Source organism: Curvibacter fontanus (genome assembly GCF_054780335.1).
In genome coordinates, this window is sequence record NZ_BAAGWN010000039.1 from 17,950 (window position 1) to 43,384 (window position 25,435).

The window sequence follows — 25,435 nt, forward strand, 5'->3', positions numbered from 1 at the left end:
TGCGGGGTGGCCCATTGTAGGGGTGGGCGGGACCGATAATGCCTGCCTGGACCGGACCGGGGTCGACCATGCAATCCGCCCGAAAAACCAGGCTCAAGCTGAAACAGCACAAGCCGCGCAACCCGCTGGTGGCGCCCGCCCTGCAGCGCAAGGCGGGATCGCACCGTGCTGCGCGCAAGACACAGCGGCAGGATCAGCAGCGGGCCTTGCAGCGCGAATTGGCACGCTCCGGGGGCTGAGCGCCTACAGACCTGGGCCCTGGCGCCACCAGGCGCCCAGAAAACCCAGGGCGCCGATGAACACCAGCAGTTGCACGCCCGCGACCCACAGGAAACGACGCGCCAGCTGGTCCGGATCGTGGTTGCTGATCAGGAAGAGCCGGGACGGCGCATCCTGCACCAGATGCAGTTCGGGCTGCTGGCGCAGTTCACGCTGCTTTTTCTCGACCCCGCGCTGGGCCAGGCGCCGTGCCAGCGCCCACTCCCGCTCGTCAAGCTGGCCGTCGTGGTTCAGATCGAAGCGGCGCAGCAGACCGGCCTGGTCCCGCTTCCATTCGGCCAGCTGGTCGCGCACATCGGCGCCGGCATCCAGGCCGTGATCAGGATGCCGGGTCAGGAAGTTGCCCAGCACGTAGATGCGGTCCTGCTGCAACAGCGTCCATTCCACATAACGACGACTGCCATCATTCCAGCGCCTGCAATGTCGCGTCAGGATCTCGGCCCCCTCGGGGTCCACCAGGCAGCGGCCGCTGCCATCGTCGAGCACGAAGCTGGTGTCGCTTTTCGCCTGCTCCAGCATCTCCCACTTGTCTTCGCTGTTTTTCTCTTCGACCTGGTAGCTGTACCAGAGGCAGGTCGCGCCGCTCACAGGCGAGCGCAGAGGATTCACGTCCAGCGGCATGCCACGGCCCTGCAACTCCACATACCCCTGGGCCGCGCTGGCGATGCGCGAAGTCGGCGTGCCGGCCATGGCGCGGCGGCGGCGCACCGCCGTCACCCAGGCCACGAAGGCCAGCGCGGCGATGGCAGCCAGACAGGCCAGCCACACATCCCGCTGAGCGGTCTTGAACGCCAGCAAGAGCAGGAACAGTTGCACTGCCGCCACTCCGGCATGCAGCGAAGCGCCGAGCAAACCCAAAGGCGTCGATACCACCATGGAGGCGCCAGTCAAGGCCGGCGGTCAGCTCTTGAACAGCTGGCGCACATCCACGTCGGTCTTTTCGTGGTCGGCGAACTCGAGCAGCGGGTGCGGCTGGAAACGGAAGAAACGCGCGATCAAGGCGTCGGGGAAAGAATCCACGCGCACATTGTTCAGATTGACCGACTCGTTGTAGAGCTCGCGTCGGTCGGAGATCAGGCTTTCCAGCGAACTGATGCGCTGCTGCAGCTGCATGAATTGCTCATTGGCCTTGAGCTCGGGGTAGGCCTCGGCCACCGCGTAGATCTGGCCCAGGCCCGTGCGCAAGGCACCTTCGGCGCGGCTCAGAGCCGGCACATCGTGCGCCTCACGCGCGCTCTGCACGCGGCTGCGCGCCTCGATCACGGATTGCAGCGTGGCCTGCTCGAACTGCTTGTACTGCTTGCAGACCTCGACCAGCTTGGGCAGTTCGTCATGACGCTGCTTGAGCGCCACGTCGATATTGGCCCAGGCCTTGGCCACGTTGTGCTTGAGCTGCACCAGGCCGTTGTAGAGCATGACGACGTAGACCAGCCCCACGGCCACCACGCCCCAGAAAATCGCAGTACCGGCTGACATGAGCTGCTCTCCTTGAGTTGTCGAGGGCCATCATACGAGCGACTGCGGCCCGTCGCCCCGGGCGGTCATGAAAAAAGGGACAGGCCTCTGGGCGCTGTCCCTTTTTGACGACGCGCTTGAGTTCAGGCGGCCACGGCCTCGGCCACCGGCGTGCGGATCAGGTGGTCGAAGGCGCTGAGCGCGGCCTTGGCGCCCTCCCCCGCGGCGATCACGATCTGCTTGTAGGGCACGGTCGTGCAGTCGCCGGCGGCGAACACGCCCGCCACATCGGTATGGCCCTTGGCGTCAACCACGATCTCGCCGTAGCGGCTGAGTTCCAGCGTGCCCTTGAGCCATTCGGTGTTGGGCACCAGGCCGATCTGCACGAACACGCCTTCGAGTTCCACGTGCTTCACCTCGCCGCTGACGCGGTCCTTGTAGCCCAGGCCGTTGACGCGTGCGCCGTCGCCCGTGATCTCGGTGGTCTGGGCATTGAGGTGGATGGTCACATTGGGCAGGCTCTTGAGCTTGCTGACCAGCACGGCATCGGCCTTGAGCGCGTCGGCGAACTCGATCAGCGTGACGTGCTGCACGATGCCGGCCAGATCAATGGCCGCTTCCACACCCGAATTGCCGCCGCCGATCACGGCCACGCGCTTGCCTTTGAACAGCGGGCCGTCGCAGTGCGGGCAGTAGGCCACGCCGCGGTTCTTGTACGCCTGTTCACCCGGCACATTGACATTGCGCCAGCGCGCGCCGGTGGACAGGATGACACTGCGCGCCTTGAGGCTGCCACCGTTGGCCATCTGCACTTCGACCAGGCCGCCCGGTTCTTCAGCGGGAATCAGTTTGTCGGCGCGCTGCAGGTTCATGATGTCCACCTCGTAGTGGCGCACCTGGGCCTCGAGCGCAGCGGCGAACCTGGGGCCGTCGGTCTCCAGCACCGAGATGTAGTTCTCGATGGCCATGGTGTCGTTGACCTGGCCACCGAAACGCTCGGCCGCCACGCCCACGCGGATGCCCTTGCGCGCCGCGTACACGGCCGCCGCCGCGCCGGCCGGGCCGCCGCCGATGACGAGCACGTCGTAGGGGTCCTTGGCGGACAGCTTGGCCGCCTCGCGCTCTTCCGACTTCACGTCAAGCTTGGCCACGATCTCCTCCACCGTCATGCGGCCCGAGGCGAAGACCTGACCGTTGAGGAAGGTCATGGGCACGGCCATGACCTGGCGCTCGTCCACTTCGGCCTGGTACAGGCCGCCATCGATCACCGTGGTCTGCACACGCGGGTTCAGAATCGCCATGAGGCTGGCCGCCTGCACCACGTCCGGGCAGTTGTGGCAGCTCAGGGACATGTAGACCTCGAACTTGAAGTCACCCTGCAGACCCTTGATCTGCTCGATCACCTCGGCCTCGACCTTGGGCGGGTGGCCGCCGGTCCACAGCAGGGCCAGCACCAGCGAGGTGAACTCGTGGCCCAGCGGAATCGCGGCAAAACGCACGCCTGTGCTCTCACCCTCACGGGCGATCACGAAGGAGGGCTTGCGCGCATCCGTGCCGCTCCCGTCAAAGCTCACCTGCTCCGACAGACCGGCAATTTCCTGCAGCAGGGCGCGCAACTCGGCTGATTTTTCGCCACCGTCGAGCGAGGCGATCAGGCGAATGGGGCGCTGAAGCTTTTGCAGGTAGGCCTGCAGCTGGGTCTTGAGGGTGTCGTCGAGCATGGTGGGCTCCAGAAAAGGTTGAGCGTTGGGCGTTCAGGGTTGAGCGTTCAGGGAGGGGCGCTGCGCCATGACGCGCAACGCCCAACTCTCAAAGCTCAAGGATGCAGCGTTCGGCGTTTTGCGTCGAGCGGAAAACCCGCTCAACCCTCAACGCCGGACACTCGACGAACCTTAGATCTTGCCGACCAGGTCCAGCGAGGGGGTCAGGGTCTTGGCGCCTTCGTTCCACTTGGCGGGGCAGACCTGGCCGGGGTTCTTGGCCACGTACTGGGCGGCCTTGAGCTTGCGCAGGGTTTCCTTGACGTCGCGGGCGATGGCGTTGTCATGCACTTCGACGGTCTTGATCCGGCCTTCGGGGTTGATGATGAAGGTGCCGCGCAGAGCCAGGCCCTCTTCCTCGATGTGCACGCCGAAAGCGCGGGTCAACTGGTGGGTCGGGTCGCCGATCAGGGGGAACTTGGCCTTGCCGACAGCCGGCGAGGTCTCGTGCCACACCTTGTGCGCGAAGTGGGTGTCGGTGGTGACGATGTAGACCTCGGCGCCGGCCTTCTGGAACTCGGCGTAGTTGTCGGCAGCGTCCTCGACTTCGGTCGGGCAGTTGAAGGTGAAAGCGGCCGGCATGAAGATCAGCACGGACCACTCGCCCTTGAGCGTCTCATTGCTGACCTGGACAAAACGGCCGTTGTGGAAAGCTTCGGCCTTGAAGGGCTGGACTTGGGTGTTGATCAGAGACATGAATGAACTCCTGGTTGATTGATTTGAGGGATTGATAAATCGACCGGTTTTGAACCGACAGCCAGATTGTAGCTATTACCTATCAGTATTATTTTTATGATTTATCAATACTAAATATAGAAAACTTTTATTGCAGCGCACAAAAAAGGGTCTGCCCTCACGAAAGTGGGGCGAGATCAGGGGGGTTTTACCGCACTGCACAAAGATGGACGCCCGCCTGGGCCGGGCAGCCCCGTGCGCAGACAGAGGCCTCCGGGCCCAACGCCCGGCGTTCTGCAGCGCACAGACGGCCCTTGGGGCCGCCTGGGGCAACTCACTTTTGCCGGATCCAGGCTTTGATTTTCCCGACCGTTTCTTGTTCGATGCCGTTGTAGCCATGGTGGGCAAAAGCCTCGCACGCGTCGCCTTGCGAAACGCCCCCCTCCATGGTGATCAAGTCGGTTCCGAACTGCTCATGGTTGTAGAGCGCAGAGCCGTAGCCTGTGACAGAACAGGCATCATTCTTGTGGTGAACGATCAGTTGCCGGCTCTTCAAGGGCCGGGTGTCAAAACGAGCGATGCCGCTCATCGACGAGGTATGCACGAAGCCGGCCACCTTGCCATCCATGCGCTCCGCCAGCTGCATGGTGGACAGGGTGCTGCGGCTGGTGCCGATCACATAGACCTTGGCCCCGGGGAAGCGTCTGCCCGCATCCTCCGTGATGGCGCCCATGCGTTCCGGGCTGCCGGTGCTGTCCGTGGCGATGACGATCATTGCGGCGTCTGCGAACAAGGCCCGTGAGCGGATCAGGAAGTTGCCCCTGGCTTTGAAGACCAGACGGCCATCGCGCATCTCAGGCTCCAGCCGACCCGAGCCCCCCGGCATCAAGATCAGCACGTACTGTGGAGGGGTAGCCCCCAGGCCCGTGAGCAGGTAAGGCACCGTCTCGCCACTCGGGTAATGGGCCGATGCGATGAGCCGGTCTCTCACCCTCTCATCCGCGCGAGCCTGCGCCACAAGGCAGCCCAGGCCGATCAACAAGGCAAGCGCAGGTTCTGGCCACATGATCAACTCCTGATCGGTTCATGAAGCGCACATCATCCTGCAGAAACGGTGCGCCGGACAAGCCTCCCGCACTGGCCTCGGCGCTGCGGGAACAGGGCATCGCCCATCGGGCCACGCCACAATAGGGACATGTTCGTTCTCGCCAAACTGCTCGCCTTCCTCACCCAGCCGCTGGCCTGGGTCGTCGCCCTGCTCGCGCTGGGCCTGCTCCTGCAGCAGCGCTGGCGCCGCACGGGCAGGGCCCTGCTGTGGGGCGCCCTGGCCCTGCTGCTGCTGCAAGGCTGGGAACCGCTGCCCGATGCGCTGCTGCGCCGTCTTGAACAACAGCACCCCGCGCCCGCGCAGATCGAGCTTCAACACTATGCCGGCGTCATCGTGCTCGGTGGCGCGCTCGAATCGTCCTACGTCTGGGAAGGTCACCAACAGCCCGCGCTCAATGGTGCGGCCGAACGCATGACGGCCGCCCTGCCCCTGCTGCAGCGCGCGCCGCAGCTCCAGCTGCTGTTCACCGGGGGCGAAGGCGAGCTGCTGGCCAGCGCCATGAGCGAGGCCGAACGCGCACGCCGCTTCTACGCCACCCAGGGTGTGGACCCGCGGCGGCTGGTCTTCGAATCGGCCTCGCGCACCACCTTTGAAAATGCCGTGCTCAGCGCCGCCCTGCCTGGCGTGGAGCCGACCCGGCCCTGGCTGCTGCTGACCTCGGCCTGGCACATGCCGCGCGCCATGGCGACCTTCGAAAAGGCCGGCTGGAACGTCACCCCCTGGCCCGCCGATTACCGCGCCGGCCTCGCCACACCCTGGCATGAATACTCGCTGGCGCGGGGGGCGGCCAAATGGCACACTGCCCTGCACGAGCACCTGGGCCTGCTGGTCTACCGCCTGAGGGGCCGCGCCTGATACAAATTTGCTACATCTGGTCCCTACAATCTCGCCGAACACACACGAGGAGCAATGAGATGAACAACAACACCGCCTGGTGGATCCGCTACCTGCTGGTCATCGTGGTCACCCTGGTCCTGGGAGCCGCCCTGGGAGAGCTGGCCTTCTTCCAGAAGACCAGCATCAGCGCGCTCAAACTCACCGCCGCCAACCTGGTGCGCTTTCTCGGCTACGGCAGCGCCCTGATGCTGCTGTGGCTGCTCGCCCAGCGCGCCGCGCAGGAGCTGAACAAGCACGCTGGCTGGCAGCCCCAGGCCAGCCACTTCGTGCTGCCGCTGGCGACCGTCATCATCGTGCCGGCCGCCCACCCGGTGCTGTTGCTGGTGCTGGGCGGGCTGCTGGGCCCGGAGTTGCGCAAGATCTACGACTGGCTCTTCATCCTGGGAACGCTGGCGGCGGCCATCTGGCTCGTGCTGTCCCTGTACCAGCACCTGGAAGCGTTGCTGGTGAGCCTGCGCGGCGCCCGGTCTTCCGACTGAGTCGCACGCGCGGCGTGCGCGCGGACGCGACGCGGGCAGCGTCATATACTTTGCCCCATGCATGCGTCTGCCGCCCCGGCCTCCTCCAGACATCCTGGTCAAGCGGGCATGGACGCATCCACCAAGGCCATGGCGCCGGTCTGACTGCGACCCGCGCCATGCCCTGCCCCCCCGAAGAACTTCTGAAACGCAGCGCGGCACTGGCCGCCGGTTGGCAGGCCTTCCTGGCCGCGCCCGGGACCGATCCCCTGCTTGAATTTGCCGTCTCGCTCTCCAGCTTCACCGAGTTCCTGCATGGCAAGGGGCTGTCGGGCCTGAACCAGATCTCGCGCAGTCTGGAGCAGCAGGCGCTGGCCCTGCTCGACGGCGGCGCCGACGCCCCGATCCCGCCAGCCACCTTGGCCGAACTGGGCCTGCGCGTGCAGGAGCTGGTCACGCGGGTGAGCGATTTCATCGACGGTCAGCGCCGCCCGGTCATGGAGCGCCGCGCCAGCCCTGTTGACGCCCCCGCGCCGGACGTGACGCCACGCCATCGCGTCTGGCTGGTGGGCAGCAGCGGTCCGGCCTGGCAGGCGCTGGCGCTGCAGCTGGGCTACTTCAACATCGATGCCGAATTCCACCAGGTCCGCCACCTGCCCGGCCAGGGTGACGAGCCGGCCATCGTCCTGCTCAGCGCCGGCGGGCTGGGCAGCCGGCAGACGGTCGAGCAGGTCCAGCAACTGCGCGCGCGCTTTGCCGCCAGCACGCTGCTGGTGCACGAACTGGCGGGTGATTTCGACAGCCTGCGCGCCGCGCTGTCGGCGGGCAGCGACTTCTGCTTCCCCACGGGCACCGCCCAGCCTGTCATCATGGCCAAGCTCATCGAGCTGTGCAGCGGCAAGGTGGAGGCGCCCTTGCGGGCACTGGTGGTGGAAGACTCCATCACAGCCAGCAAGTCGATCCAGCGCACCCTGGCCATGTGCGACATCGAGACCCACGCCATCACCCAGCCCCACGAGGTGCTGAACTGCCTGGCGCAGTTCCAGCCCGATCTGATCCTGATGGACATGTTCATGCCGGGCTGCACCGGCGTGGAGGCGGCGCGGGTGATCCGCCAGCATCCGGAGTTCCTCTCCATCCCCATCGTCTACCTGTCCGGGGACAGCAACGTGCCCCTGCAGATCGAGGCGCTGCGCCTGGGCGGCGACGCCTTCCTGACCAAGCCCTACAACCCGGTGGTGCTCAACGCCATCGTGCAGAGCAAGATCGAACGCTACCGCGCCCTGCGCCGCGCCATGCTGCACGACGGCCTGACCGGCCTGCTGAACCACAAGGCCTCCAAGGAGCAGCTGGCCGCGGCCATCCGCCAGGCCGTGGCTGGGCAGCAGCCCCTGGCGGTGGCAATGATCGACATCGACCACTTCAAGAAGATCAACGACAGCCACGGCCATCCCATGGGCGACCAGGTGATCCGCAGCCTGGCCTGGTTCCTGGGCCAGCGCCTGCGCAAGACCGACCTCGTCGGCCGCTACGGGGGCGAGGAGTTTCTGGTGGCGCTGCCCGGGGCAGACCGCGCGCGCGCGCTGGAGGTGCTGGACCGCATCCGACACGACTTCAGCCAGATCCAGCACCCCCTGAACGAAACCTGGTGCGCGGCCACGCTTTCCGTGGGCCTGACCCAGCTGGGGGACAGCCCCGATGCGCAGACCCTGATCAAGCAGGCCGACGAAGCGCTCTACGCCGCCAAGCGCGCGGGACGCAACCGCACCGTCAGCGACTGAGGCCCGGGGGGCGCCTCACAGGCCCGGCAAGGCCGCCGGCAGGGCGTGCGCCAGCACCTTGTCGATGCGGCGGCCATCCAGGTCCACCACCTCGAACTCCCAGCCGGCACAGACGATGCGCTCGCCCACCTTGGGCAGGTGGCCGCTGACCGACAGCAACAGCCCGGCCACGGTGTTGTAGCGCCCGCGCTCCTCGTCGGGCAGCTCGCGGATCTCCAGGCGGCTCTTGAGCTCGTCGACCGGGATCATGCCGTCGAGCAGCCAGCTGCCGTCATCACGTTCGGTGGCCCAGGCATCGACCTGCGCCACCGGCTGCAGCTCGCCCGTGATGGCCTCCAGCAGGTCACCCGGCGTCAACAGGCCCTGCACCACGCCGTACTCGTCGACCACAAAGACCATGCGCCCCGAGCGCGCACGGAACTGTTCGAGCAGCTCCATGCCCGTGAGCGTCTCGGGCACGAAGACAGCGGGCAGCGCATGGGGCTCGATGGCCCCCTCGGTCGTCAGCCTCAAGGCCAGCAGCTGGCCCACGCTGACCACGCCCACCACGTCCTCGAGCGAGCCGCGGCAGACCGGGTACCAGGAATGCGCGCCGGTCTGGCCAGCCGCGCCCACATGCTGCAGGCATTGGGCCACGCTCAGGCCCGCGTCCAGCCAGTCGATGGCGGCGCGCGGCACCATCAGCGAGGTCAGCGGCCGGTCGTCCAGGCGGAACACATTGCGCACCATCTGGTGCTCCTGCTGCTCGATCACGCCGGCATCCACCCCCTCTTCCAGGCTGTGGCGTATCTCCTCTTCGGTCATGCTGCGCGTGACGTCGGTGGGGATGCGCAGCAGCGTGAGCACGCCCTGGGTGCAGGCCGCCAGCAGCTTGACGAAGGGCTTGGCCGCAATCGCCAGCCAGTGCATGGGGCGTGACATCCAGCGCGCCACGGTCTCGGGATACAGCTGGCCGATGCGCTTGGGCACCAGCTCGCCGAAGATGATGGTGAGGAAGGTGATGATGGCCACCACCAGGGCCGTGGCCGTGATGCCGGCCGCGCGCTCGGTGACCCCCATCTCCTCCAGCCAGACCGCCAGGTCGATGCTGAAGGCGGCTTCGCCGACAATGCCGTTGAGCACACCGATGGAGGTGATGCCCACCTGCACCGTGGACAGGAACTGGTTGGGCTTGTCCAGCAGCTCCAGGGCTGTCTGGGCGCCACCGTCACCGGCCTCGGCCATGGCCAGCAGGCGCGCCTTGCGGCTGGCGGCCAGCGCCAGCTCGGACATGGCAAACAGGCCGTTGAGAAAGATCAGCAGGGCGATCAGCAGGAAGTCCATGGATCCCGTTACACAGTGAGGTTCACGGGACTGTACCCTGCCCGGACCGGCGCCGGCTCAACCCTAGTACTGCGACCCGGAAGTATCGAAACATGAAAGCGCGTCTTCGCACGCATGGCGGCGTTGCAAATCCTCGCCATAGCAAGGGCTATGGCTGTGGTTTGCGCCTTGCCCTGCGCACGAATCCATCACTTTCATTTAGTTCCTCTACTTCCGGGTCGCAGTACTAGGGCGATCCCGGTACGGTGTCCGCCCAGGTAGCCCCCGCGCCGCCCGCCGGCACTGTCGCCTCCCAGCCCGCCTTCGGCAGGCTGGCGGCGCAGTCGCGCAGGGCCTGCGCCAGCTCGGCCCCGCTGGCGTAACGCCCCTCGGGTGTCTTGGCCAGGGTCTTGCCCAGGATGGCCACCAGGCAGGGTGGCAGATCGGAGCGCACGGTCAGGATGTCCACCGGCGCCTCGTTGGCGATGCGGTACATCAGTTGCGCCATGGAGTCCCCGTCGAAAGGCAGGCGCCCGCTGACGAGCTGGTAGAGCGTGACCCCCAGCGAGAAGAGATCGGAGGCTCCTCCCACCTTCTGCCCGGCCAGCTGCTCGGGCGACATATAGGAGGGCGTGCCCATGACCATACCGGTGCGGGTCTTGCTTGAATCGGTGATGCGCGCGATGCCGAAGTCGGCCACCTTGACCGTGTCGGTCCCGGGGTCGTACATGATGTTGCCCGGTTTGATGTCGCGGTGCACCACGTTCAGCCTGTGCGCGTAGTCCAGCGCCTCGGCCACACGCGCCACGATGCCCATCACCACCGGCAGCGGCAGCAGGGCGCCGGGCTTGATGCAGCCCACCAGATCCTTGCCCTTGAGGTACTCCATGGCGATGTAGGCCAGATCGTGCTCCTCACCCGCGTCGTACATGGTCACGATGTTCGGGTGGCTCAGGCGCCCGGCGGATTCGGCCTCGCTGAAAAAGCGCTGCTTGACCTCCTGCAGCACGTCCGCATCGAACTCCTGGGCCAGGGCCAGGGTCTTGATGGCCACCAGGCGGCCGATCTTCGGGTCCCTGCCCAGGTAGACCACCCCCATGGCGCCCTTGCCCAGTTCCTTCTCCACCTCGTAGCGGCCCAGCATGGGCTTGGCCACGCCGGGGCGGTCCAGCACCAGGGTGCTGTCGTTGCCGCGGCCGCCCGAGGGTGTGAACATCACGGTCTCGGCCAGGGCCTTGGACTGGGCCAGCCGCGCTTCCAGGTCACGGAACTTGCGGTTGAACTCGGCCATGCGCCGGAACACGGCCTCGGCCTTGTTGAACTGGCGCTTGCGCTCGAAATCGAGCGCCAGGTTGTAGAGCAGCTCCATCAGACTGTTGTCCATCGGCGCCTTGCTGAACTTCTCGAAAGCCATGTCCAGCTGGCCCTGCCCCTGGAAGGCCAGGCCCAGCATGCGATTGCTTTCGGCGGACTCGGCATCGGACTTCTGCCTGCCCTCCTCGGCCATCAGGAAGTGCTTGGTCGTCAGCAGCAGGTGCCCCACCAGCAGCAGCACGGCCGGCAGCATCAGCGGCAGCCAGGTGGCGTACAGCGTCATCAGACCGAAGTGCGCCAACAGCAGGGCCACGAAGACCACGCCGGTCACCAGGGCGCCGGTGGCGGCGCTCAGGCGCGGCAGCAGCAGGATGAGGTAGAGCGCCACGGCCAGGAAGATGCCCAGCTGCGCCAGCGCGCTCCAGGTCGGGCTGAGGAAGTAGTCGCCATTGAGGATGCTGGAAACCGTGTGCGCCAGCGTCACCACCGAGGGCATGCTGGACGCGATGGGCGTGACCTGCAAGGTGCCCACCCCCGCGGCCGAGGCGCCGATCAGCACGATCTTGTCGCGGTACTTGGTGGCGGGGATCTTGCCGCTGAGCACGTCGTAGAAGGAATCGACGGGAAAGGCCGGCCGGCCGGCAGCGTCCTTGTAGAAGAAGGTCTGCATGCGCAGGGTCGGGTCGGTGCCGATGAAACGCTGGCCCAGCTGCACGCCGCTGCCCAGCTGCACCTGGATGTCTTCGGCCTTCAGGTTCAGGCTGCGCGCCGCCAGCATGAGCGACAGCGAAGGGTAGTACTCGCCGTAATGAGCCATGACCAGCGGCTCGCTGCGCACGGCGCCGTCGACATCGCGCGAGACGTTCAGATGGCCGACGCCCAAGGCCTGGCTGCCCAGCACGGGGATGGGCAGCAGGACACCCTGCGAGGGATCGGGCTGGGCACCGGAGGCGGCGGCCTGCACCTGGGTCAGGCGGTTGCGCGTCACGTAGTCGGGCAGGGGCTGGTCGGGCTTGCCCTGGGGCTCGCCGGGTTCGAAATACATGGCCAGCTGCACCCGGCCAGCGCGGCCCAGGCTCTCACCGAGCTTGCGGTCGTTGTCGAGCTTGCGGCTGGCCTCCTCCAGCAGCGCCTCCAGGCGCGCCACGTCGGCGCGGTGTGCCGGGTTGCCGGAGCTGCGGATCGAAGAGGCATCGAGCCAGCCGCTGACCTGGCCGACATAAGCCAGGCCGGCCTCGACCTGGGGTTCGGTGAACAGCACGGTATGGCCCACGACCTTGGCGCCGCCCTGCGCCAGAAGATCGATCAAACGCGCGTGGATTTCGCGCGGCCAGGGCCAGCGGCCCAGATTGGCGATGCTCTGGTCGTCGATCGCGATGATGGCGATCTTGTCGCTGGGCGCGCGCGTGCTGGCCAGGACACCCAGGTCATAGGCCTTGCGCTCCAGGCTTTGCATCAGGTCTGTGCCCGCGGCCAGAAAAAGCAGCACCGAGACCAGCAGCCCGACCAGCCAGTCCTGACGCCAAAACGCCGCGTGTTTCATGTCGCCCTCTGTGTTGTGGTCACTCTGCGGGCGCACGGCCGGCCTGAGGCCCAGGCAGCAGCGCACACCCTTGCCAGTCTAATGCAGCCGTCGGGCCCGAAACAGGGGCAGCAGACGGAATGCGAAAATTCCTGTAACTCCCCGGAAACACCCCATGGCCCAATACCTGATCGGCGACGTGCAGGGCTGCGACGCCGCCCTGCAGCGCCTGCTGGAGGAGATCGCCTTCTCACCCAGCCGCGACACCCTCTATCTGCTGGGCGATCTGGTCAACCGCGGGCCGGATTCGGCCGGCGTCTTGCGCCGCCTCATGGGCCATGGCGGGGCCGCGCGTTGCCTGCTGGGCAACCACGACCTGCACCTGCTGGCCATCGCCCACGGCGTGCGGCCGCCGCACCGCAGCGACACGATCACCGACGTGCTGAACGCGCCGGACCGCCCCGCCCTGCTGGGCTGGTTACGCCATCAGCATCTGGCCATGCGGGAAACTTTCGATGGGGAAGAGGTTCTGATGGTGCACGCCGGTGTGCTGCCCTCCTGGGATGCTACAAAAACAATAGCTTTGGCGCATGATCTGGAAAACGTCTTGCGCGGCCCGGACCTGCCGGACTTCCTGCGTCGCATGTACGGCAACGAGCCGGCGCGCTGGGACGACAGCCTGCAGGGCGATGCGCGACTGCGTGTGATCGTCAATGCGCTGACGCGGCTGCGCTTCTGCACCGCTGAAGGGGAGATGGAGTTCGCCACCAAGGAGGGTGCGAACGCCGCGCCGCCAGGCTACATGCCCTGGTTCGAGGCGCCAGGGCGGCAGACGGCCGATATCACCGTGGCCTTCGGCCACTGGTCCACGCTGGGCTGGCTGAACCGGCCCGATGTGCTGGCGCTGGACACGGGCTGCGTCTGGGGCGGTTGTCTCAGTGCGGTGCGCCTGGGACCGGCCCGCGCGCACGAACTGATCCAGGTGAAATGCGAGGCCGCGCAAACGCCCGGCTTGCATGCGGCTTGAGGTCCCGTCGCCGCAGGGCCGCCCCAAGGCGACGACGGCCCCCTCGGGGGGCAGCGAGCTACACGCAGTGAGGGAGCGTGGGGGCCCGCCTTATTCGGTCTTGTTGAACAGCGCCGCCACCTTGCGCTTGGGCCGGATATTGGCCGACACCACACGGCCGGCCGGCTTGGCCACGGCCTCCCACGGCGCCGGTTCGGCCGCAGCCTGCGTGCTTTCGTAGGGCTGGTTGAAGAAGGGGTCCTGCGGCGGTGCGGACGGGCGACGGCTCTCGCGCGGGGCGGTGCGACGCTCACCGCGGGGCTCGCTGCGCTCTTCGCTCTGCTCGTACAGGCGCCGGCCTTCGTTGAAACGGCCCTGGCGGCGGATATCGGGTTTGTCCTCGTCGTACTCGACGGGCTCCAGCTCGATCCTGGTCTTGATCAGCTTCTCGATGTCGGCCACCAGGCGGGCGTCCTTGGGCGAGACGAAACTCACCGCCAGGCCCGAGGCGCCGGCGCGGCCGGTGCGGCCGATGCGGTGCACATAGTCTTCGGCGTTGAAGGGCACGTCGAAGTTGAACACCGCCGGCACGTCCTTGATGTCCAGGCCGCGCGCGGCCACGTCGGTGCAGACCAGCAGATCGACTTCGCCCTTCTTGAAGGCGTCCAGCGCTTTCAGGCGCTCGTCCTGGCTCTTGTCGCCGTGCAGCGCCGTGGTCTTGAGACCCTCGCGCTCCAGCGAGCGCGCCAGACGGGCGCAGCCCAGCTTGCTGTTGACGAAGACGAAGGCCTGCTTCATGCCGCGTGTCCGCAGGATCTGGTGCAGGGCGTGACGCTTGTCGTCATCACCCACGCTGTAGAAATGCTGCTCCACGGTGGAGGCCGTGGCGTTGGAGCGCGCGACCTCGATGGTCACCGGGTCCTGCAGGTAGCTGTTGGCCAGGCGCTTGATCTCGGGCGAGAAGGTGGCGCTGAACAGCAGCGTGGTGCGTTGTTTGGGCAGGTAGGACAGGATGCGCTGCAGGTCCGGCAGGAAACCGATGTCCAGCATGCGGTCGGCCTCGTCCAGCACCACGTACTCGACCTGGTTGAGCACGGCGTTCTTGGCCTCGATGTGGTCCAGCAGGCGGCCGGGCGTGGCCACCAGCACTTCCACACCCTTTTTCAGCTCCAGGGTCTGGGGTTTCATGTCCATGCCACCGAACACCACGGCGCTGCGCAGATGGGTGTACTTGGCGTAGAGCTTGACCTGCTGCGCGACCTGGTCGGCCAGCTCGCGCGTGGGCAGCAGCACCAGGGCACGCACGGGATGGCGGGCGGGCGAGGTGGAGGCATTTTCATGCTTCAGCATGCGCTGCAGCAGGGGCAACGAGAAGGCGGCGGTCTTGCCGGTGCCGGTCTGGGCGGCGCCCATGACGTCACGGCCCTGCAGCACCACGGGGATGGCCTGGGCCTGGATTGGCGTCATGGACTCGTAACCCATCTCGGCGACCGCGCGGGCCAGCGGGGCGGCCAGTTGCAGCTGGGCAAAGGCCATGAGGGGGGTGTCACTGGTGAGTTCGTTCGAAGTCACGGGAGCGGTGGGCAGTTCAGTATTCAAATCGGTCTGGCATAGCCATCTGGTTGCTATCTAGGGCCACCCCTGCATCCAAGGGCAAACTTCGATTATCCCCGATATCCCGTTTCCGGGCCATCCGCCCCGGCTACAGTGCCTGTCTATGCCCGAGACCCTGCTCAGCCCGGCCCAGACCGCCGAACGCCTGCCCTACCCGGCCCTGGCGGCCGAAATCGCCGCGCTCTTGCAGGATCCGGCGGTCCAGGTCCCCGCCCGCCTGGTCCAGCCCCTGCCCGGGGGCGGCAGCCTGTTCGTGATGCCGGCCCTGGACGGGCGCCTGGCCATCACCAAACTCATCACCTACACCCCCGCCAACGCCGGCACGGGCCGTCCCGCCATCCAGGGCAACGTGGTAGTGTTCGACATCGCCACCGGCGAGCGCCGTCTGGTGCTGGACGGCCCCACGGTCACGGCGCGGCGCACGGCCGCCGTCTCGCTGCTGGCGGCCCAGACCCTGGCACCGAATCCGGACGGGCCGCTGCTCATCGTCGGGGCCGGCGTGCAAGGCCGCGCGCACCTGGAAGCTTTTGCCGCCGGCCTGGGCGTGAAGCACGTGCGCATCGCCTCGCGCAGTGTTGCCAGCGCCCAGGCACTGGCTGCACACGCCATCGCACTGGGACTTCGGGCCGAAGTGGTCACCAACCCCAACGCCGCGCTGGCCGATTGCCCGCTGGTCGTCACCTGCACCCCGGCCAGCAGCGTGGTGCTGCGGGCCGAGCCGCGGGCCGACACTTTCATCGCAGCGGTCGGCGCCTTCACGCCGCGTATGGTGGAACTGGCGCCGGAGCTGTGCCGCCACATGGCGGAGCTCGGAACGGTGGTGGTGGACACCCGCGACGCCGACCACGAAGCGGGCGACCTGCTGCAGGCCAGGCTGGACGTGAGCCGCTTTGCCACCCTGCAGGACATGCTGAGGCCAAAGAAAAACCGGCCGCCAGGGCCGGTCCTGTTCAAGAGCTGCGGCTGGGCCGGCTGGGATCTGGCAGCGGCACGGCTGGCGCTGAGCCGAAATCATTGAGAGAATTTCAGATCCATGAAGATCAAAGCCCCCGCCAACGGCATGCGGCCGGTGCATCCCGGCGAGATCCTGCGCGAGGGAGGAATACCTCAAGCCGGACATAAGCGCCAACGCCCTGGCCAAGGCCCTCAAGGTGCCGGCCTCGCGCATCAACGATATCGTGCTGGAGCGGCGCGGCGTCACCGTGGACACAGCCATGCGCCTGGTGCGCTATTTCGGCGGTGATGTACAGAGCTGGCTGGACCTGCAGACCACCTACGACATCAAGGTGGCGCAAAAAGAGCTGTCCAAGCGGGTGGAGCGGGAAGTGGTGCCGCTGGCGGCTTGATCGCCTGATCTACAGCGGCGGCCGCTCGCGCTGGACCCACGACTGGACCGATGACCGTTGCCACTGCTGCCGGGCATAGGCGGCAAGCCGGGCGGGAACCGGATCGCCGTTGAGGACGAGCCGGTTGAGCATCAACGCGAGATCGGTGTCGGCAATGCACCAGTCACCGAACAAGTTCGCCGCACCGGCCGGGAGCAAGGCATCGGTAGCGGCGAAAAGTTTCTCGACCGCTGCCTGGGCCTCGATGGAGAGGGGCACCGAGGTCGGGCGGTAAAATACGACTTCCGTCGAACGCTCCTGCCGAATGGACATCAGGTCGCTCCGCAGCCAGGCTTGGATCTGCCGTGCTCGCGCCCGCAGCCGTGGGGCGTGAGGATAGACCGGCACTTGCGGAAACAATTCGTCCAGGTACTCCGAGATGGCGGACGATTCGGACAGCGCGAAGTCCCCGTGCGACAAGGTGGGAACACGCTGCGTCATCGAGGTGGCTGCGAAGTTTGCCGCCTTGTTCTCGCGGGCCGCCAGATTCAGCGTCTTGATGTCGAAGAAAAGCCCCTTCTCGTGCAGCGTCACAAACGCCGACATGGCGTAGGGGCTGACGAATTGCGCATCAACGTACAGAAGAAAACTTGCTGATGACATGGGCGTTTCCCTGGGCGTTATTCGCATCTTGTTTTTCAGGTTTAAATGCCGCGCACCGTCGCCAGCGGTAGGTACAGCGTCAGCGCCTGCTGCTCGAACGCCATGAATCCATGGTGCCGGTAGAAGGCGGCAGCGGCTTCATCCTTGGCATCGACCAGCAGGGCATAGGCAGCGATGTCGGAGCGGGCGGTGCGGGACAGGGCGTCGAACAGCAAGGCGGCACCCAGGCCCAGCCCCTTGAAGCGCCGGTCCACCGCCAGACGCCCCATGCGCACGACCGGAACGCTGGGGTAGCGCGGCAGTTTCTTGACCACCAGCGCCGGCAACTGCGTGAGCATGACGCTGGCCGCCGACAGGGTGTAGTAGCCGGCGATTTCTCCCGCCTCGCCACGGGCCACGAAGCAGGTGGCCATGCGGCGCTTGATGTCCTGCATCACCTGGGCATGGAAATAGTGGTCCAGCGCGGGCGTGCCGCAATCGAAACCGGAGCGATCCAGGGAGCCGTCCAGCCATTCGACCCGAAACCGGGGCGAATTCATTCAGCCTTGAGCAGTTTGCGGTAACGCGCCGCGGCACGCTTGAGCGCGGCCTTCGGGGAAGGCGGCGCGAGCAGCGCCTGCGCAAAGGCGGCCTGGTCGGCGGCCGACAGGCGGATGACGTCAGCCTGCTCGATGGCCTGGCGCGCGGCCTCCTGCACGGCGTCCACGACGAAGTCGGTCATCGTGCGCCCCTGGATTTCCGCCGCCCGTTTGAGTGCGGCATGCAGGTCAGCGCTGATGCGCGCCTCCAGACGGGCCGTGGGCGCGGAAGATGCAATGGCGGACATGGGAACCTCCTTGCTCCAATTGTACGGCAAATTGCCGTAAATATCGATCAGGTCTTGGGCAGGGTCACACCCCGCTGGCCCTGGTACTTGCCGCCACGGTCCTTGTAGCTGGTCTCGCAGACATCGTCCTTGTCGCTCTCGAAGAACAGCACCTGGGCGCAGCCCTCGCCGGCGTAGATCTTGGCCGGCAGCGGTGTGGTGTTGGAGAACTCCAGCGTCACATAACCTTCCCACTCGGGCTCGAAGGGCGTGACGTTCACGATGATGCCGCAGCGCGCGTAGGTGCTCTTGCCCAGGCAGATGGTCAGCACGTTGCGCGGGATGCGGAAGTACTCCATGGTGCGCGCCAGCGCGAAGCTGTTGGGCGGAATGACGCAGACGTCGCTCTCGATGTCCACGAAGCTCTTTTCGTCGAAGTTCTTCGGATCCACCACCGTGCTGTAGATGTTGGTGAAGACCTTGAACTCGGGCGCGCAGCGGATGTCATAGCCGTAGCTGCTGGTGCCGTAGCTCACTATTCTGTGGCCGGCGGCGTCCTGCCGGATCTGGCCCGGCTCGAAGGGCTCGATCATGCCGTGCTGCTCCGCCATGCGGCGTATCCATTTGTCGCTCTTGATGCTCATGGTGGTGTTTTTCCTGGGGATCGGGAGATTGTAGGTAGTCGGTTCAGGGGCTGGAAAACAGCTCCACCAGGGTATCCCGCAGCCAGCGGTTGCCGGGATCGGTCTCGAAACGGCGGCTCCAGTGCAGCGAGACCGTGAAATCGCGCAGGGGAAAGGGCGGCTCGATCAGGGTGTAGGCGCCGCTGGCCGCGAAACCCTGGGCGATGTTGCGCGGCATCACCAGGGCCAGATCGGTGGCGCCCACGATGGCCGGCAGCACCATGAAGTGCTCGGCCGTCAGGCGCACGCGGTCTTCGAGCTTGAGCAGTTGCAGGATGCGCAGGGTGTCCGAATGGGTGCGCCCGGCCACGAACTCCAGCTCGTGCAGGGCGGCCAGCAGGCCGGCCCCCTTGCGCCGGCGCGCGGCCGCCGCAAAGGGATGGCCGGCGCGCAGCATGACGATGTAGCGGTCCTTCAGCAGTTGCACGCGCTGCGTGTCCTTGACGGTGGGCAGGAAACCGAAGGCAAAGTCGACCTGCCCGCTGTCCAGCGCATCGGCCATGCCGGCCGCCGGCACGGGCAGGGTCTCGATGCGCACACCGGGCGCGCGCTCGCGCAGGGCCACCATGAGGCCGGGCAGGAAACGGCCCTCGCCGATATCGCTCATGTGGATGCGGAAGGTCTTGTTGGAACGCTGCGGGTCGAACTGCGCGGCCTCGCCCAGGGCCTGCTCCAGCATGGCCAGCGCGCTGCGCACGGCCGGCGCCAGGCGCGCGGCGCGCGGCGTGGGCTGCACGCCCCCGCCCGCGCGCATGAACAACGGGTCCTGCAGCAGGAGGCGCAAACGGGTCAGGCCCTGGCTCACGGCCGGCTGGGTCAGGTCCAGCATCTCGGCGGCCCGGCCCACCTTGCGCGCGCGGTAGACCGCGTCGAACACGCGCAGAAGGTTGAGGTCCAGGTCCTTGATATGCATATTTCGAATAACCGATAGTCACGTTATTTTATTGATTAATGAAACCCGGGCGTGAACACTTGCTCGCTGCTCTCAGAACACCGAGGAAGACACATGGAAGTTTCATTCGGCCAGGAAATCAAGTCGCTGGCGCTGGGCCAGGGCCAGACCTTTCATGGCGAAGGCATTCTGGCCATCACCAAGGGCCTGCTGCAGTCCGGCGTGGCCTATGTGGGCGGTTACCAGGGCGCCCCGGTCTCGCACCTGCTCGACGTCATGGTGCAGGCCAGGCCCTATATGGACGAACTCGGCGTGCACGTCGAAGCCTGCTCCAACGAAGCCTCGGCCGCCGCCATGCTGGGCGCCTCCATCCATTACCCGCTGCGCGGCGCCGTGACCTGGAAGTCCATCGTCGGCACCAACGTCGCGGCCGACGCCCTGTCCAATCTGGCTTCGCCCGGCGTCACGGGCGGCGTGCTGATCGTCGTGGGCGAGGACTACGGCGAGGGCGCCAGCGTGATCCAGGAGCGCACCCACGCCTACGCGCTCAAGTCCGGCATGGTGCTGCTCGATCCGCGGCCCGATCTGGGCCGCATGGTCGACATGGTGGAACATGGTTTTGCCCTGTCCGAGGCCTCCAATATGCCGGCCATCCTGGAGCTGCGCATCCGCGCCTGCCATGTGCGCGGCAGCTTCCAGGCCAAGGACAACCGCATCTCCAGGGTGTCCACGCGCGACCTGATGGAGGAGCCGGCCAGCTTCAACTACGAGCGCCTGGCCCACCCGCCCGTGACCTTCCGCCACGAGAAGCTCAAGAGCGAACAACGCGTGCCCGCCGCGCGCCAGTACATCCGCGAGCACCAGCTCAACGAGCTCTATGCGGGCAAGCACAGCGATCTGGGCATCGTGGTGCAGGGCGGCCTGTACAACACGCTCATTCGCACCCTGCAGCAGTTCGGCCTGGCCGACGCGTTCGGCAACGCCGACATCCCGCTGCTGGTGCTCAACGTGACCTACCCCCTGGTGCCCGAGGAACTGAGCGAGTTCTGCATCGGCAAACGGGCCGTGCTGATGGTGGAAGAGGGCCAGCCCGAGTACATCGAACAGGAACTCGCCACCCTGCTGCGCCGCGCCGACATCCAGACGCCTCTGCACGGCAAGGACATGCTGGCCCTGGCCGGCGAGTACTCGGCCGAGGTCATGGCCGGCGGCCTGGAGAAATTCCTGCGCCGCTACCGCTCCGAGCTGTTGCCGAGCTCCGTGACCCAGTGGCTGCAGGGCAACCGCGACCGCCGCAGCGCCATCGCCGCCGAGATCAGCCAGCATGGCGGCCAGCCCCTGCCGGCCCGCCCGCCGGGCATGTGCACAGGCTGCCCGGAGCGGCCGGTGTTCTCCGCCCTCAAGCTGGCGCAGGAACAGGTGGGCCAGGTGCACATCGCGGGCGACATCGGCTGCCACGCCCTGGCCACCTTCGAGCCCTTCTCCTTCGGCCACTCCATCCTGGGTTACGGCATGTCGCTGGCCAGCCGCGCGGGCGTCTCGCCCATGATGAACCGGCGCGTGCTCTCGGTCATGGGCGACGGCGGCTTCTGGCACAACGGCCTGCTGACCGGCGTGCAGAGCGCGCTGTTCAACGGTGACGATGCCGTGCTGCTGATCTTCAAGAACGGCTACACCTCGGCCACCGGCACACAGGACATCATTTCCTCGCCGGGTCACTCCGCCGGGCCGCTCCCAAGAAGTGACGGCCCCCTTGGGGGGCAGCGCAGTACACGAAGTGACAAGCGTGGGGACCTTGCTGCTCAGGCCAAGAACGGCGCCGTCGACAAGCGCGACAGCGTGGTGCACACCAACCAGACCATCGAGACCACGCTCAAGGGCCTGGGCGTGCAGTGGCTGCGCACTGTCACCACCTACGAGGTAGAGAACGTGCGCCGCACGCTGATCGACGCCTTCACCTCCGACTTCAACGGCCTCAAGGTCATCATTGCCGAGGGCGAATGCCAGCTGGAACGCCAGCGTCGCATCAAGCCCTGGCTGGCCAGCCTGCTGAAAAAGGGCCAGCGCGTGGAGCGCGTGAAGTACGGCGTGGACGAGGACGTCTGCAACGGCGACCACGCCTGCATCCGCCTCTCGGGCTGCCCCACGCTCACGCTCAAGGACAACCCCGACCCGCTCAAGGTGGACCCGGTGGCCACCGTGATCGACGGCTGTGTGGGCTGCGGCCTGTGCGGCGCCAACGCGCACGCGGCCACGCTCTGCCCTTCCTTCTACCGCGCCGAAGTCGTGCAGAACCCGAGCTGGCACGAACGCCTGCTGGCAGGTGTGCGCCAGTCCTTCGTCAAGATGCTGCAACCCGCATGAACATGGCCCCCACGCCTGCCACTCCGTGTGCTGCGCTGCCCCCCGAGGGGGCCGCGTTTTGCCTTGGGACGGCCCGGCGGCAAAACCCCATGTCATAAAAACATGTCTCAGAAACATCCCATTTCCCTCCTCCTCTGCGCCCTGGGCGGCGAAGGCGGCGGCGTGCTCACCGAATGGCTGGTCGAAACCGCGCGCCATGCCGGCTACCCCGTACAAGCCACCTCCATCCCCGGCGTGGCCCAGCGCACCGGCGCCACCACCTACTACCTCGAAGTCTTTCCCGTCCCGGTGGCAGAACTCGGCGGCAAACGCCCGGTGCTGGGCCTCTACCCCATGCCCGGGCGGCTTGATGCCCTGGTCTCCAGCGAGCTGCTGGAGACCGTGCGCCAGATCAGCCTGGGCCACGCCAGCAGCGACCGCACCCTGGTGCTGAGCTCCACGGCGCGCGCGCTCACCACGATGGAAAAGATGCAGATGGGCGACGGCCGGCGCGAGGCGCAGGGGCTGCTGAACCTCATCGCCACCCACAGCCGCGCCCACCACGTGCTGGACATGGCCGAACTCACGCGCCAGGCCGGCACCGTGGTCAGCGCCGTGATGCTGGGCTGCATCGCCGCCAGCGGCCTGCTGCCCATGGGCCGCGCCGACTACGAAGTCATCCTCAAGGACAGCGGCGGCGGCGCCCAGGCCAGCCTGCGCGGCTTCGCCCTGGGCTTCGACGCCGTGCAGGCGCAGCGCACCCAGGCCCGGTTCATAGAGGATGTTCTCGACGCGGGCACGGCTTCGAGCGCTTCCGTTCGCGTTGAGCCTGTCGAAACGCAGCGCCGGCCAAGCCTGGGGCTCCGACCCTTCGACACGCCCGGGACAGGCCAAGCTCGGCCCGAGCGGAAACAACCCGCCCTGCCCGCTGCCGTGGCCGCGCTCTTCCCAGGTGTGCTGCACGAGATCATCGCCCTGGGCCATGCGCGCCTGGTCGAGTACCAGAACACCGCCTACGCGCAACGCTATGTCGAGCGCCTGCGGCAGGTGCTGGCTGCCGAACGCGCCAGCGACCCGCAGGGTACACGCGGCTGGGCCGTCACGCGCGAGATGGCGCGCTGGCTCGCGCTGTGGATGGCCTTCGACGACATCATCCGTGTCGCCGACCTCAAGAGCCGCGCCAGCCGCTGGTCGCGCGTGCAGGGCGAGGTCAAGGCCGGCGAGGCCGACCTGCTCAAGCTCTACGACCACTTCAAGCCCGGCGCGCCCGAGTTCGCCGCCCTGCTGCCCTCGGGCCTGGCGCAGCGTGTGCTGGCCTGGGACCGCAAGCGCGTGCTGGCCGGCAAGACCCCCTGGGCGCTGCCGCTCAAGATCGGCACCCACTCGGTCTTCGGCATGCTGGCCCTGCGCGGCCTGGCCATGATGCGTACGCTGCGCCCCCTGGGCAGCCGTTTTGTCACCGAACAGGCACTGATCGAGCAGTGGCTGGCCGCCGTGGTGGGCAGCACGCGGCGCCACTGGGCCAGCGGCCATGAAGTGGCGCAATGCGGCCGCCTGATCAAGGGCTACGGCAGCACCAACGAACGCGGCAAGGACAACCTGCTGCACGTGGTGCAGCACCTGGCCACGGGCGCAAGCTTCGACAGTGACGAGGCACGCGCCGCCGCGATCGCTGCGGCACGCCAGGCCGCGCTGGCCGACGACGCCGGGAAAACCCTGGACCAGACTTTGGTAAAACACGGTGCACCGGCCCGCCCTCTCAAGGCGCAGCCGATACGCTGGGTGCGCAGGCCGCCATTGAAGAAGACCAGTTGACACAAAGAAGGAGACCTCCCATGCCCATCCATGCTCCCACCCAAGTGCTGCGACGCATCCTGCTCGCTGCCATGGTCGCCGCCTGCGGCCTCCTGCCGCTGGCGCAGGCCCAGAGCTACCCGACCAAGCCGGTCAAGCTGATCGTGAGTTTCCCGCCCGGCGGCGTGGCCGACGTGCTGGCCCGCATGGTGGCCGCTCCGCTGCAGGACGTCCTGGGCCAGCCCGTGGTGGTGGAGAACCGCGCGGGCTCGGGCGGCAATATCGGCGCCGACGCGGTTGCCAAGTCGCCGGCCGACGGCTACACCCTGCTCATGAGCTCGGGCGGCACCGTCTCGGTGAACCCGCACATCTACCCCAAGATGCCCTTCGACCCGAACAAGGACATCGTGCCGGTGGCCTCGGTCGCGCGCGTGGCCGTTTTCCTGGTGGCCAAGGCCAAGCTGCCGGTGAACAGCGCCAAGGAGTTCGTCAGCTACCTCAAGGCCAATCCGGGCAAGCTGTCCTACGGCTCGCCGGGCAACGGCAGTTCGCCGCATCTGGCCGGTGAGATGTTCAAGAGCATGACCGGCACCTTCGCCGTGCACGTGCCCTACCGCGGCGCGGCGCCGGCCCTCAACGACCTGCTGGCCGGCCAGATCGACTTCGCCTTCGACCCGGGCATCGGCCTCTCGCACGTGCGCGCCGGCCGCCTCAAGCTGCTGGCCGTGGGCAGCCCCAAGCGTTCCCCCATGTTCCCCGACACCCCCACCGTGGAGGAAGCCGGCCTCAAGGGCTTTGACGCCGACACCTACTTCGGTTTCTACGCCCCGGCCGGCACGCCCGGGCCAATAGTCTCGCGCCTGAACACCGAGATCAACAAGATCCTCAACACGCCGGCCACCCGAGAACGCATCGCCGGCCTGGGCGGCGAGGCCGCCCCCATGAGCCCGCAGCAGTTTGCCGCCAAGGCCGCCGAGGATTCCAAACGCTTCGGCGCCCTGATCCGCGAGCGCAAGATCACGGGCGACTGAACCCCTGCGACCGGCCCCTCCCTGCGCGGAGGGGCTTTTTTCATTCCCCGCCATGACCGACACCCCCTCCCCCCGCACCATCGTCTACACCCAGCGCGTCGAGTTCGGCGACTGCGACCCCGCGCGCATCGTCTGGTTTCCCAATTTCTTCCGCTGGATCGACGCGGCCTCGCGCCACTTCTTCCTGCAGTGCGGCGTGCCCCCCTGGCACGAGACCGAAAAAACCAGCGGCCTGATCGGCACGCCGCTGGTGGACACCCACGCGCGCTTCGTCAAGACCGCGAGTTATGGCGACACCCTGCAGATCCATGCGCAGGTGGCCGAATGGCGCGAGAAGAGTTTTGTGCAGCGTTACCAGATCAAGCGCGAGAACGCCGACGGCTCCGCCGACCTGATCATGGAATGCGACGAGGTGCGCATCTTTGCCGCGCACCGCCAGGACGGCAAAGGCATACGCGCCATCGCGATCCCGGCCGACATCAAGGCGCTCTGCGCCTGATCCTCGCGCTCCGGCGGACCGGCCTACGCCCGCCCCCACAAGGCCAGGCCCTGGGGGGGCCTGGCCTTGAGCTGCAGGTTCAGTTTCTGCCGCCTCGGTCGTCCGACTTGTGGTCCTTGTCGTTCGGCTTGAACGGGTTGTGGTGGCCGGAGCGTGGCTTATCGCAATCACGGTCGTGTTTGTCGCCGTCGCGGTCACAGCCCTTGTGGCCCTTGTGGCCCTTGTCCCC

24 protein-coding genes are annotated in these 25,435 nt (G+C 66.9%); 11 read left to right on the forward strand and 13 right to left on the reverse strand.

Going from position 1 to position 25,435, the window contains the following annotated elements:
- Positions 1-68: 68 nt before the first annotated feature.
- Positions 69-239 carry a hypothetical protein gene (locus ACYVH8_RS13790; RefSeq protein WP_460489384.1) on the forward strand — a complete coding sequence of 57 codons (171 nt, stop codon included), beginning with the start codon at positions 69-71 and terminating at the stop codon, positions 237-239.
- A 4-nt stretch (positions 240-243) separates the two neighbouring features.
- Here the strand turns inward: ACYVH8_RS13790 and ACYVH8_RS13795 are convergent, their stop codons facing one another.
- The 5 genes from ACYVH8_RS13795 to ACYVH8_RS13815 all read right to left on the reverse strand — a co-directional run bounded on the left by ACYVH8_RS13795 (position 244) and on the right by ACYVH8_RS13815 (position 5,235).
- Complete coding sequence (locus tag ACYVH8_RS13795) at positions 244-1,095, reverse strand: GIDE domain-containing protein (protein WP_460489385.1); 852 nt, start codon at positions 1,093-1,095, stop codon at positions 244-246.
- A gap of 84 nt (positions 1,096-1,179) precedes the next feature.
- Positions 1,180-1,755, reverse strand: coding sequence for a LemA family protein (locus ACYVH8_RS13800; RefSeq protein ID WP_460489386.1), 576 nt, complete (start codon positions 1,753-1,755; stop codon positions 1,180-1,182).
- Positions 1,756-1,877: 122 nt separating this feature from the next.
- Positions 1,878-3,455, reverse strand: a complete 1,578-nt coding sequence (gene ahpF, locus ACYVH8_RS13805; protein WP_460489387.1) for an alkyl hydroperoxide reductase subunit F — start codon at positions 3,453-3,455, stop codon at positions 1,878-1,880.
- 171 nt (positions 3,456-3,626) lie between these two features.
- Positions 3,627-4,190: an alkyl hydroperoxide reductase subunit C gene (gene ahpC / locus ACYVH8_RS13810; protein WP_460489388.1), complete on the reverse strand. Its 564-nt coding sequence runs from the start codon at positions 4,188-4,190 to the stop codon at positions 3,627-3,629.
- A 313-nt stretch (positions 4,191-4,503) separates the two neighbouring features.
- The gene (locus ACYVH8_RS13815; RefSeq protein ID WP_460489389.1) at positions 4,504-5,235 is read right to left on the reverse strand and encodes a hypothetical protein; all 732 of its coding nucleotides are present in this window, start codon (positions 5,233-5,235) and stop codon (positions 4,504-4,506) included.
- 129 nt (positions 5,236-5,364) lie between these two features.
- Between ACYVH8_RS13815 and ACYVH8_RS13820 the strand changes: the two genes are divergently transcribed.
- From ACYVH8_RS13820 to ACYVH8_RS13830, 3 genes are all read left to right on the forward strand, one after another.
- On the forward strand, positions 5,365-6,132 hold the full coding sequence (locus ACYVH8_RS13820; RefSeq protein ID WP_460489390.1) for a YdcF family protein: 768 nt from the start codon (positions 5,365-5,367) through the stop codon (positions 6,130-6,132).
- Between the two features lie 59 nt (positions 6,133-6,191).
- Positions 6,192-6,653, forward strand: coding sequence for a hypothetical protein (locus tag ACYVH8_RS13825; RefSeq protein ID WP_460489391.1), 462 nt, complete (start codon positions 6,192-6,194; stop codon positions 6,651-6,653).
- 158 nt (positions 6,654-6,811) lie between these two features.
- Entirely contained in the window at positions 6,812-8,413 is a 1,602-nt protein-coding gene (locus ACYVH8_RS13830; RefSeq protein WP_460489392.1) for a GGDEF domain-containing protein, read from the forward strand.
- 15 nt (positions 8,414-8,428) lie between these two features.
- Here the strand turns inward: ACYVH8_RS13830 and ACYVH8_RS13835 are convergent, their stop codons facing one another.
- Both ACYVH8_RS13835 and ACYVH8_RS13840 read right to left on the reverse strand, forming a co-directional pair.
- Complete coding sequence (locus ACYVH8_RS13835; protein ID WP_460489393.1) at positions 8,429-9,736, reverse strand: hemolysin family protein; 1,308 nt, start codon at positions 9,734-9,736, stop codon at positions 8,429-8,431.
- A 226-nt stretch (positions 9,737-9,962) separates the two neighbouring features.
- Positions 9,963-12,572, reverse strand: a complete 2,610-nt coding sequence (locus ACYVH8_RS13840) for a CHASE2 domain-containing serine/threonine-protein kinase (protein WP_460489394.1) — start codon at positions 12,570-12,572, stop codon at positions 9,963-9,965.
- Between the two features lie 154 nt (positions 12,573-12,726).
- On the opposite strand from ACYVH8_RS13840, the gene ACYVH8_RS13845 reads away from it, so the two are divergent.
- Positions 12,727-13,578 carry a symmetrical bis(5'-nucleosyl)-tetraphosphatase gene (locus ACYVH8_RS13845; RefSeq protein ID WP_460489395.1) on the forward strand — a complete coding sequence of 284 codons (852 nt, stop codon included), beginning with the start codon at positions 12,727-12,729 and terminating at the stop codon, positions 13,576-13,578.
- Positions 13,579-13,668: 90 nt separating this feature from the next.
- Here ACYVH8_RS13845 and ACYVH8_RS13850 read toward each other — a convergent pair whose 3' ends face one another.
- The gene (locus tag ACYVH8_RS13850; RefSeq protein WP_460489407.1) at positions 13,669-15,093 is read right to left on the reverse strand and encodes a DEAD/DEAH box helicase; all 1,425 of its coding nucleotides are present in this window, start codon (positions 15,091-15,093) and stop codon (positions 13,669-13,671) included.
- Positions 15,094-15,274: 181 nt separating this feature from the next.
- Between ACYVH8_RS13850 and ACYVH8_RS13855 the strand changes: the two genes are divergently transcribed.
- Complete coding sequence (locus tag ACYVH8_RS13855) at positions 15,275-16,189, forward strand: delta(1)-pyrroline-2-carboxylate reductase family protein (protein WP_460489396.1); 915 nt, start codon at positions 15,275-15,277, stop codon at positions 16,187-16,189.
- Between the two features lie 133 nt (positions 16,190-16,322).
- Positions 16,323-16,517, forward strand: coding sequence for a HigA family addiction module antitoxin (locus ACYVH8_RS13860; RefSeq protein ID WP_460489397.1), 195 nt, complete (start codon positions 16,323-16,325; stop codon positions 16,515-16,517).
- A 9-nt stretch (positions 16,518-16,526) separates the two neighbouring features.
- Here ACYVH8_RS13860 and yfcF read toward each other — a convergent pair whose 3' ends face one another.
- The 5 genes from yfcF to ACYVH8_RS13885 are packed head-to-tail and all read right to left on the reverse strand — an operon-like array spanning position 16,527 to position 19,560.
- Positions 16,527-17,159, reverse strand: a complete 633-nt coding sequence (yfcF, locus tag ACYVH8_RS13865; protein ID WP_460489398.1) for a glutathione transferase — start codon at positions 17,157-17,159, stop codon at positions 16,527-16,529.
- A 41-nt stretch (positions 17,160-17,200) separates the two neighbouring features.
- Positions 17,201-17,698, reverse strand: a complete 498-nt coding sequence (locus ACYVH8_RS13870; protein WP_460489399.1) for a GNAT family N-acetyltransferase — start codon at positions 17,696-17,698, stop codon at positions 17,201-17,203.
- The gene (locus ACYVH8_RS13875) at positions 17,695-17,985 is read right to left on the reverse strand and encodes a type II toxin-antitoxin system TacA family antitoxin (RefSeq protein WP_460489400.1); all 291 of its coding nucleotides are present in this window, start codon (positions 17,983-17,985) and stop codon (positions 17,695-17,697) included. The genes ACYVH8_RS13870 and ACYVH8_RS13875 overlap by 4 nt, the downstream gene beginning before the upstream one ends.
- Positions 17,986-18,032: 47 nt before the next feature.
- Complete coding sequence (gene dcd / locus ACYVH8_RS13880) at positions 18,033-18,608, reverse strand: dCTP deaminase (RefSeq protein ID WP_460489401.1); 576 nt, start codon at positions 18,606-18,608, stop codon at positions 18,033-18,035.
- A gap of 43 nt (positions 18,609-18,651) precedes the next feature.
- Positions 18,652-19,560, reverse strand: a complete 909-nt coding sequence (locus ACYVH8_RS13885; RefSeq protein ID WP_460489402.1) for a LysR family transcriptional regulator — start codon at positions 19,558-19,560, stop codon at positions 18,652-18,654.
- A 93-nt stretch (positions 19,561-19,653) separates the two neighbouring features.
- Between ACYVH8_RS13885 and ACYVH8_RS13890 the strand changes: the two genes are divergently transcribed.
- From ACYVH8_RS13890 to ACYVH8_RS13905, 4 genes are all read left to right on the forward strand, one after another.
- A complete protein-coding gene (locus tag ACYVH8_RS13890; protein WP_460489403.1) occupies positions 19,654-21,903 on the forward strand; it encodes a thiamine pyrophosphate-dependent enzyme in 2,250 nt (749 codons plus the stop codon).
- Between the two features lie 102 nt (positions 21,904-22,005).
- A complete protein-coding gene (locus ACYVH8_RS13895) occupies positions 22,006-23,697 on the forward strand; it encodes an indolepyruvate oxidoreductase subunit beta family protein (RefSeq protein ID WP_460489404.1) in 1,692 nt (563 codons plus the stop codon).
- Between the two features lie 20 nt (positions 23,698-23,717).
- Positions 23,718-24,707 (forward strand): Bug family tripartite tricarboxylate transporter substrate binding protein, encoded by a 990-nt coding sequence (locus tag ACYVH8_RS13900; RefSeq protein ID WP_460489405.1) that lies wholly within the window; start codon positions 23,718-23,720, stop codon positions 24,705-24,707.
- A 52-nt stretch (positions 24,708-24,759) separates the two neighbouring features.
- Positions 24,760-25,206, forward strand: a complete 447-nt coding sequence (locus ACYVH8_RS13905) for an acyl-CoA thioesterase (RefSeq protein WP_460489406.1) — start codon at positions 24,760-24,762, stop codon at positions 25,204-25,206.
- The last annotated feature ends 229 nt before the right edge of the window (positions 25,207-25,435 follow it).

Bases quoted from the DNA above. Each gene is read 5' to 3' on its own strand.
- ACYVH8_RS13790 (WP_460489384.1), top strand. From the start codon at position 69: ATGCAATCCGCCCGAAAAACCAGGCTCAAGCTGAAACAGCACAAGCCG.
- ACYVH8_RS13800 (WP_460489386.1), bottom strand. From the start codon at position 1,755: ATGTCAGCCGGTACTGCGATTTTCTGGGGCGTGGTGGCCGTGGGGCTG.
- ahpF (WP_460489387.1), bottom strand. From the start codon at position 3,455: ATGCTCGACGACACCCTCAAGACCCAGCTGCAGGCCTACCTGCAAAAG.
- ahpC (WP_460489388.1), bottom strand. From the start codon at position 4,190: ATGTCTCTGATCAACACCCAAGTCCAGCCCTTCAAGGCCGAAGCTTTC.
- ACYVH8_RS13815 (WP_460489389.1), bottom strand. From the start codon at position 5,235: ATGTGGCCAGAACCTGCGCTTGCCTTGTTGATCGGCCTGGGCTGCCTT.
- ACYVH8_RS13820 (WP_460489390.1), top strand. From the start codon at position 5,365: ATGTTCGTTCTCGCCAAACTGCTCGCCTTCCTCACCCAGCCGCTGGCC.
- ACYVH8_RS13825 (WP_460489391.1), top strand. From the start codon at position 6,192: ATGAACAACAACACCGCCTGGTGGATCCGCTACCTGCTGGTCATCGTG.
- ACYVH8_RS13830 (WP_460489392.1), top strand. From the start codon at position 6,812: ATGCCCTGCCCCCCCGAAGAACTTCTGAAACGCAGCGCGGCACTGGCC.
- ACYVH8_RS13835 (WP_460489393.1), bottom strand. From the start codon at position 9,736: ATGGACTTCCTGCTGATCGCCCTGCTGATCTTTCTCAACGGCCTGTTT.
- ACYVH8_RS13840 (WP_460489394.1), bottom strand. From the start codon at position 12,572: ATGAAACACGCGGCGTTTTGGCGTCAGGACTGGCTGGTCGGGCTGCTG.
- ACYVH8_RS13845 (WP_460489395.1), top strand. From the start codon at position 12,727: ATGGCCCAATACCTGATCGGCGACGTGCAGGGCTGCGACGCCGCCCTG.
- ACYVH8_RS13850 (WP_460489407.1), bottom strand. From the start codon at position 15,093: ATGGCCTTTGCCCAGCTGCAACTGGCCGCCCCGCTGGCCCGCGCGGTC.
- ACYVH8_RS13855 (WP_460489396.1), top strand. From the start codon at position 15,275: ATGCCCGAGACCCTGCTCAGCCCGGCCCAGACCGCCGAACGCCTGCCC.
- yfcF (WP_460489398.1), bottom strand. From the start codon at position 17,159: ATGTCATCAGCAAGTTTTCTTCTGTACGTTGATGCGCAATTCGTCAGC.
- ACYVH8_RS13870 (WP_460489399.1), bottom strand. From the start codon at position 17,698: ATGAATTCGCCCCGGTTTCGGGTCGAATGGCTGGACGGCTCCCTGGAT.
- ACYVH8_RS13875 (WP_460489400.1), bottom strand. From the start codon at position 17,985: ATGTCCGCCATTGCATCTTCCGCGCCCACGGCCCGTCTGGAGGCGCGC.
- dcd (WP_460489401.1), bottom strand. From the start codon at position 18,608: ATGAGCATCAAGAGCGACAAATGGATACGCCGCATGGCGGAGCAGCAC.
- ACYVH8_RS13885 (WP_460489402.1), bottom strand. From the start codon at position 19,560: ATGCATATCAAGGACCTGGACCTCAACCTTCTGCGCGTGTTCGACGCG.
- ACYVH8_RS13890 (WP_460489403.1), top strand. From the start codon at position 19,654: ATGGAAGTTTCATTCGGCCAGGAAATCAAGTCGCTGGCGCTGGGCCAG.
- ACYVH8_RS13895 (WP_460489404.1), top strand. From the start codon at position 22,006: ATGTCTCAGAAACATCCCATTTCCCTCCTCCTCTGCGCCCTGGGCGGC.
- ACYVH8_RS13900 (WP_460489405.1), top strand. From the start codon at position 23,718: ATGCCCATCCATGCTCCCACCCAAGTGCTGCGACGCATCCTGCTCGCT.
- ACYVH8_RS13905 (WP_460489406.1), top strand. From the start codon at position 24,760: ATGACCGACACCCCCTCCCCCCGCACCATCGTCTACACCCAGCGCGTC.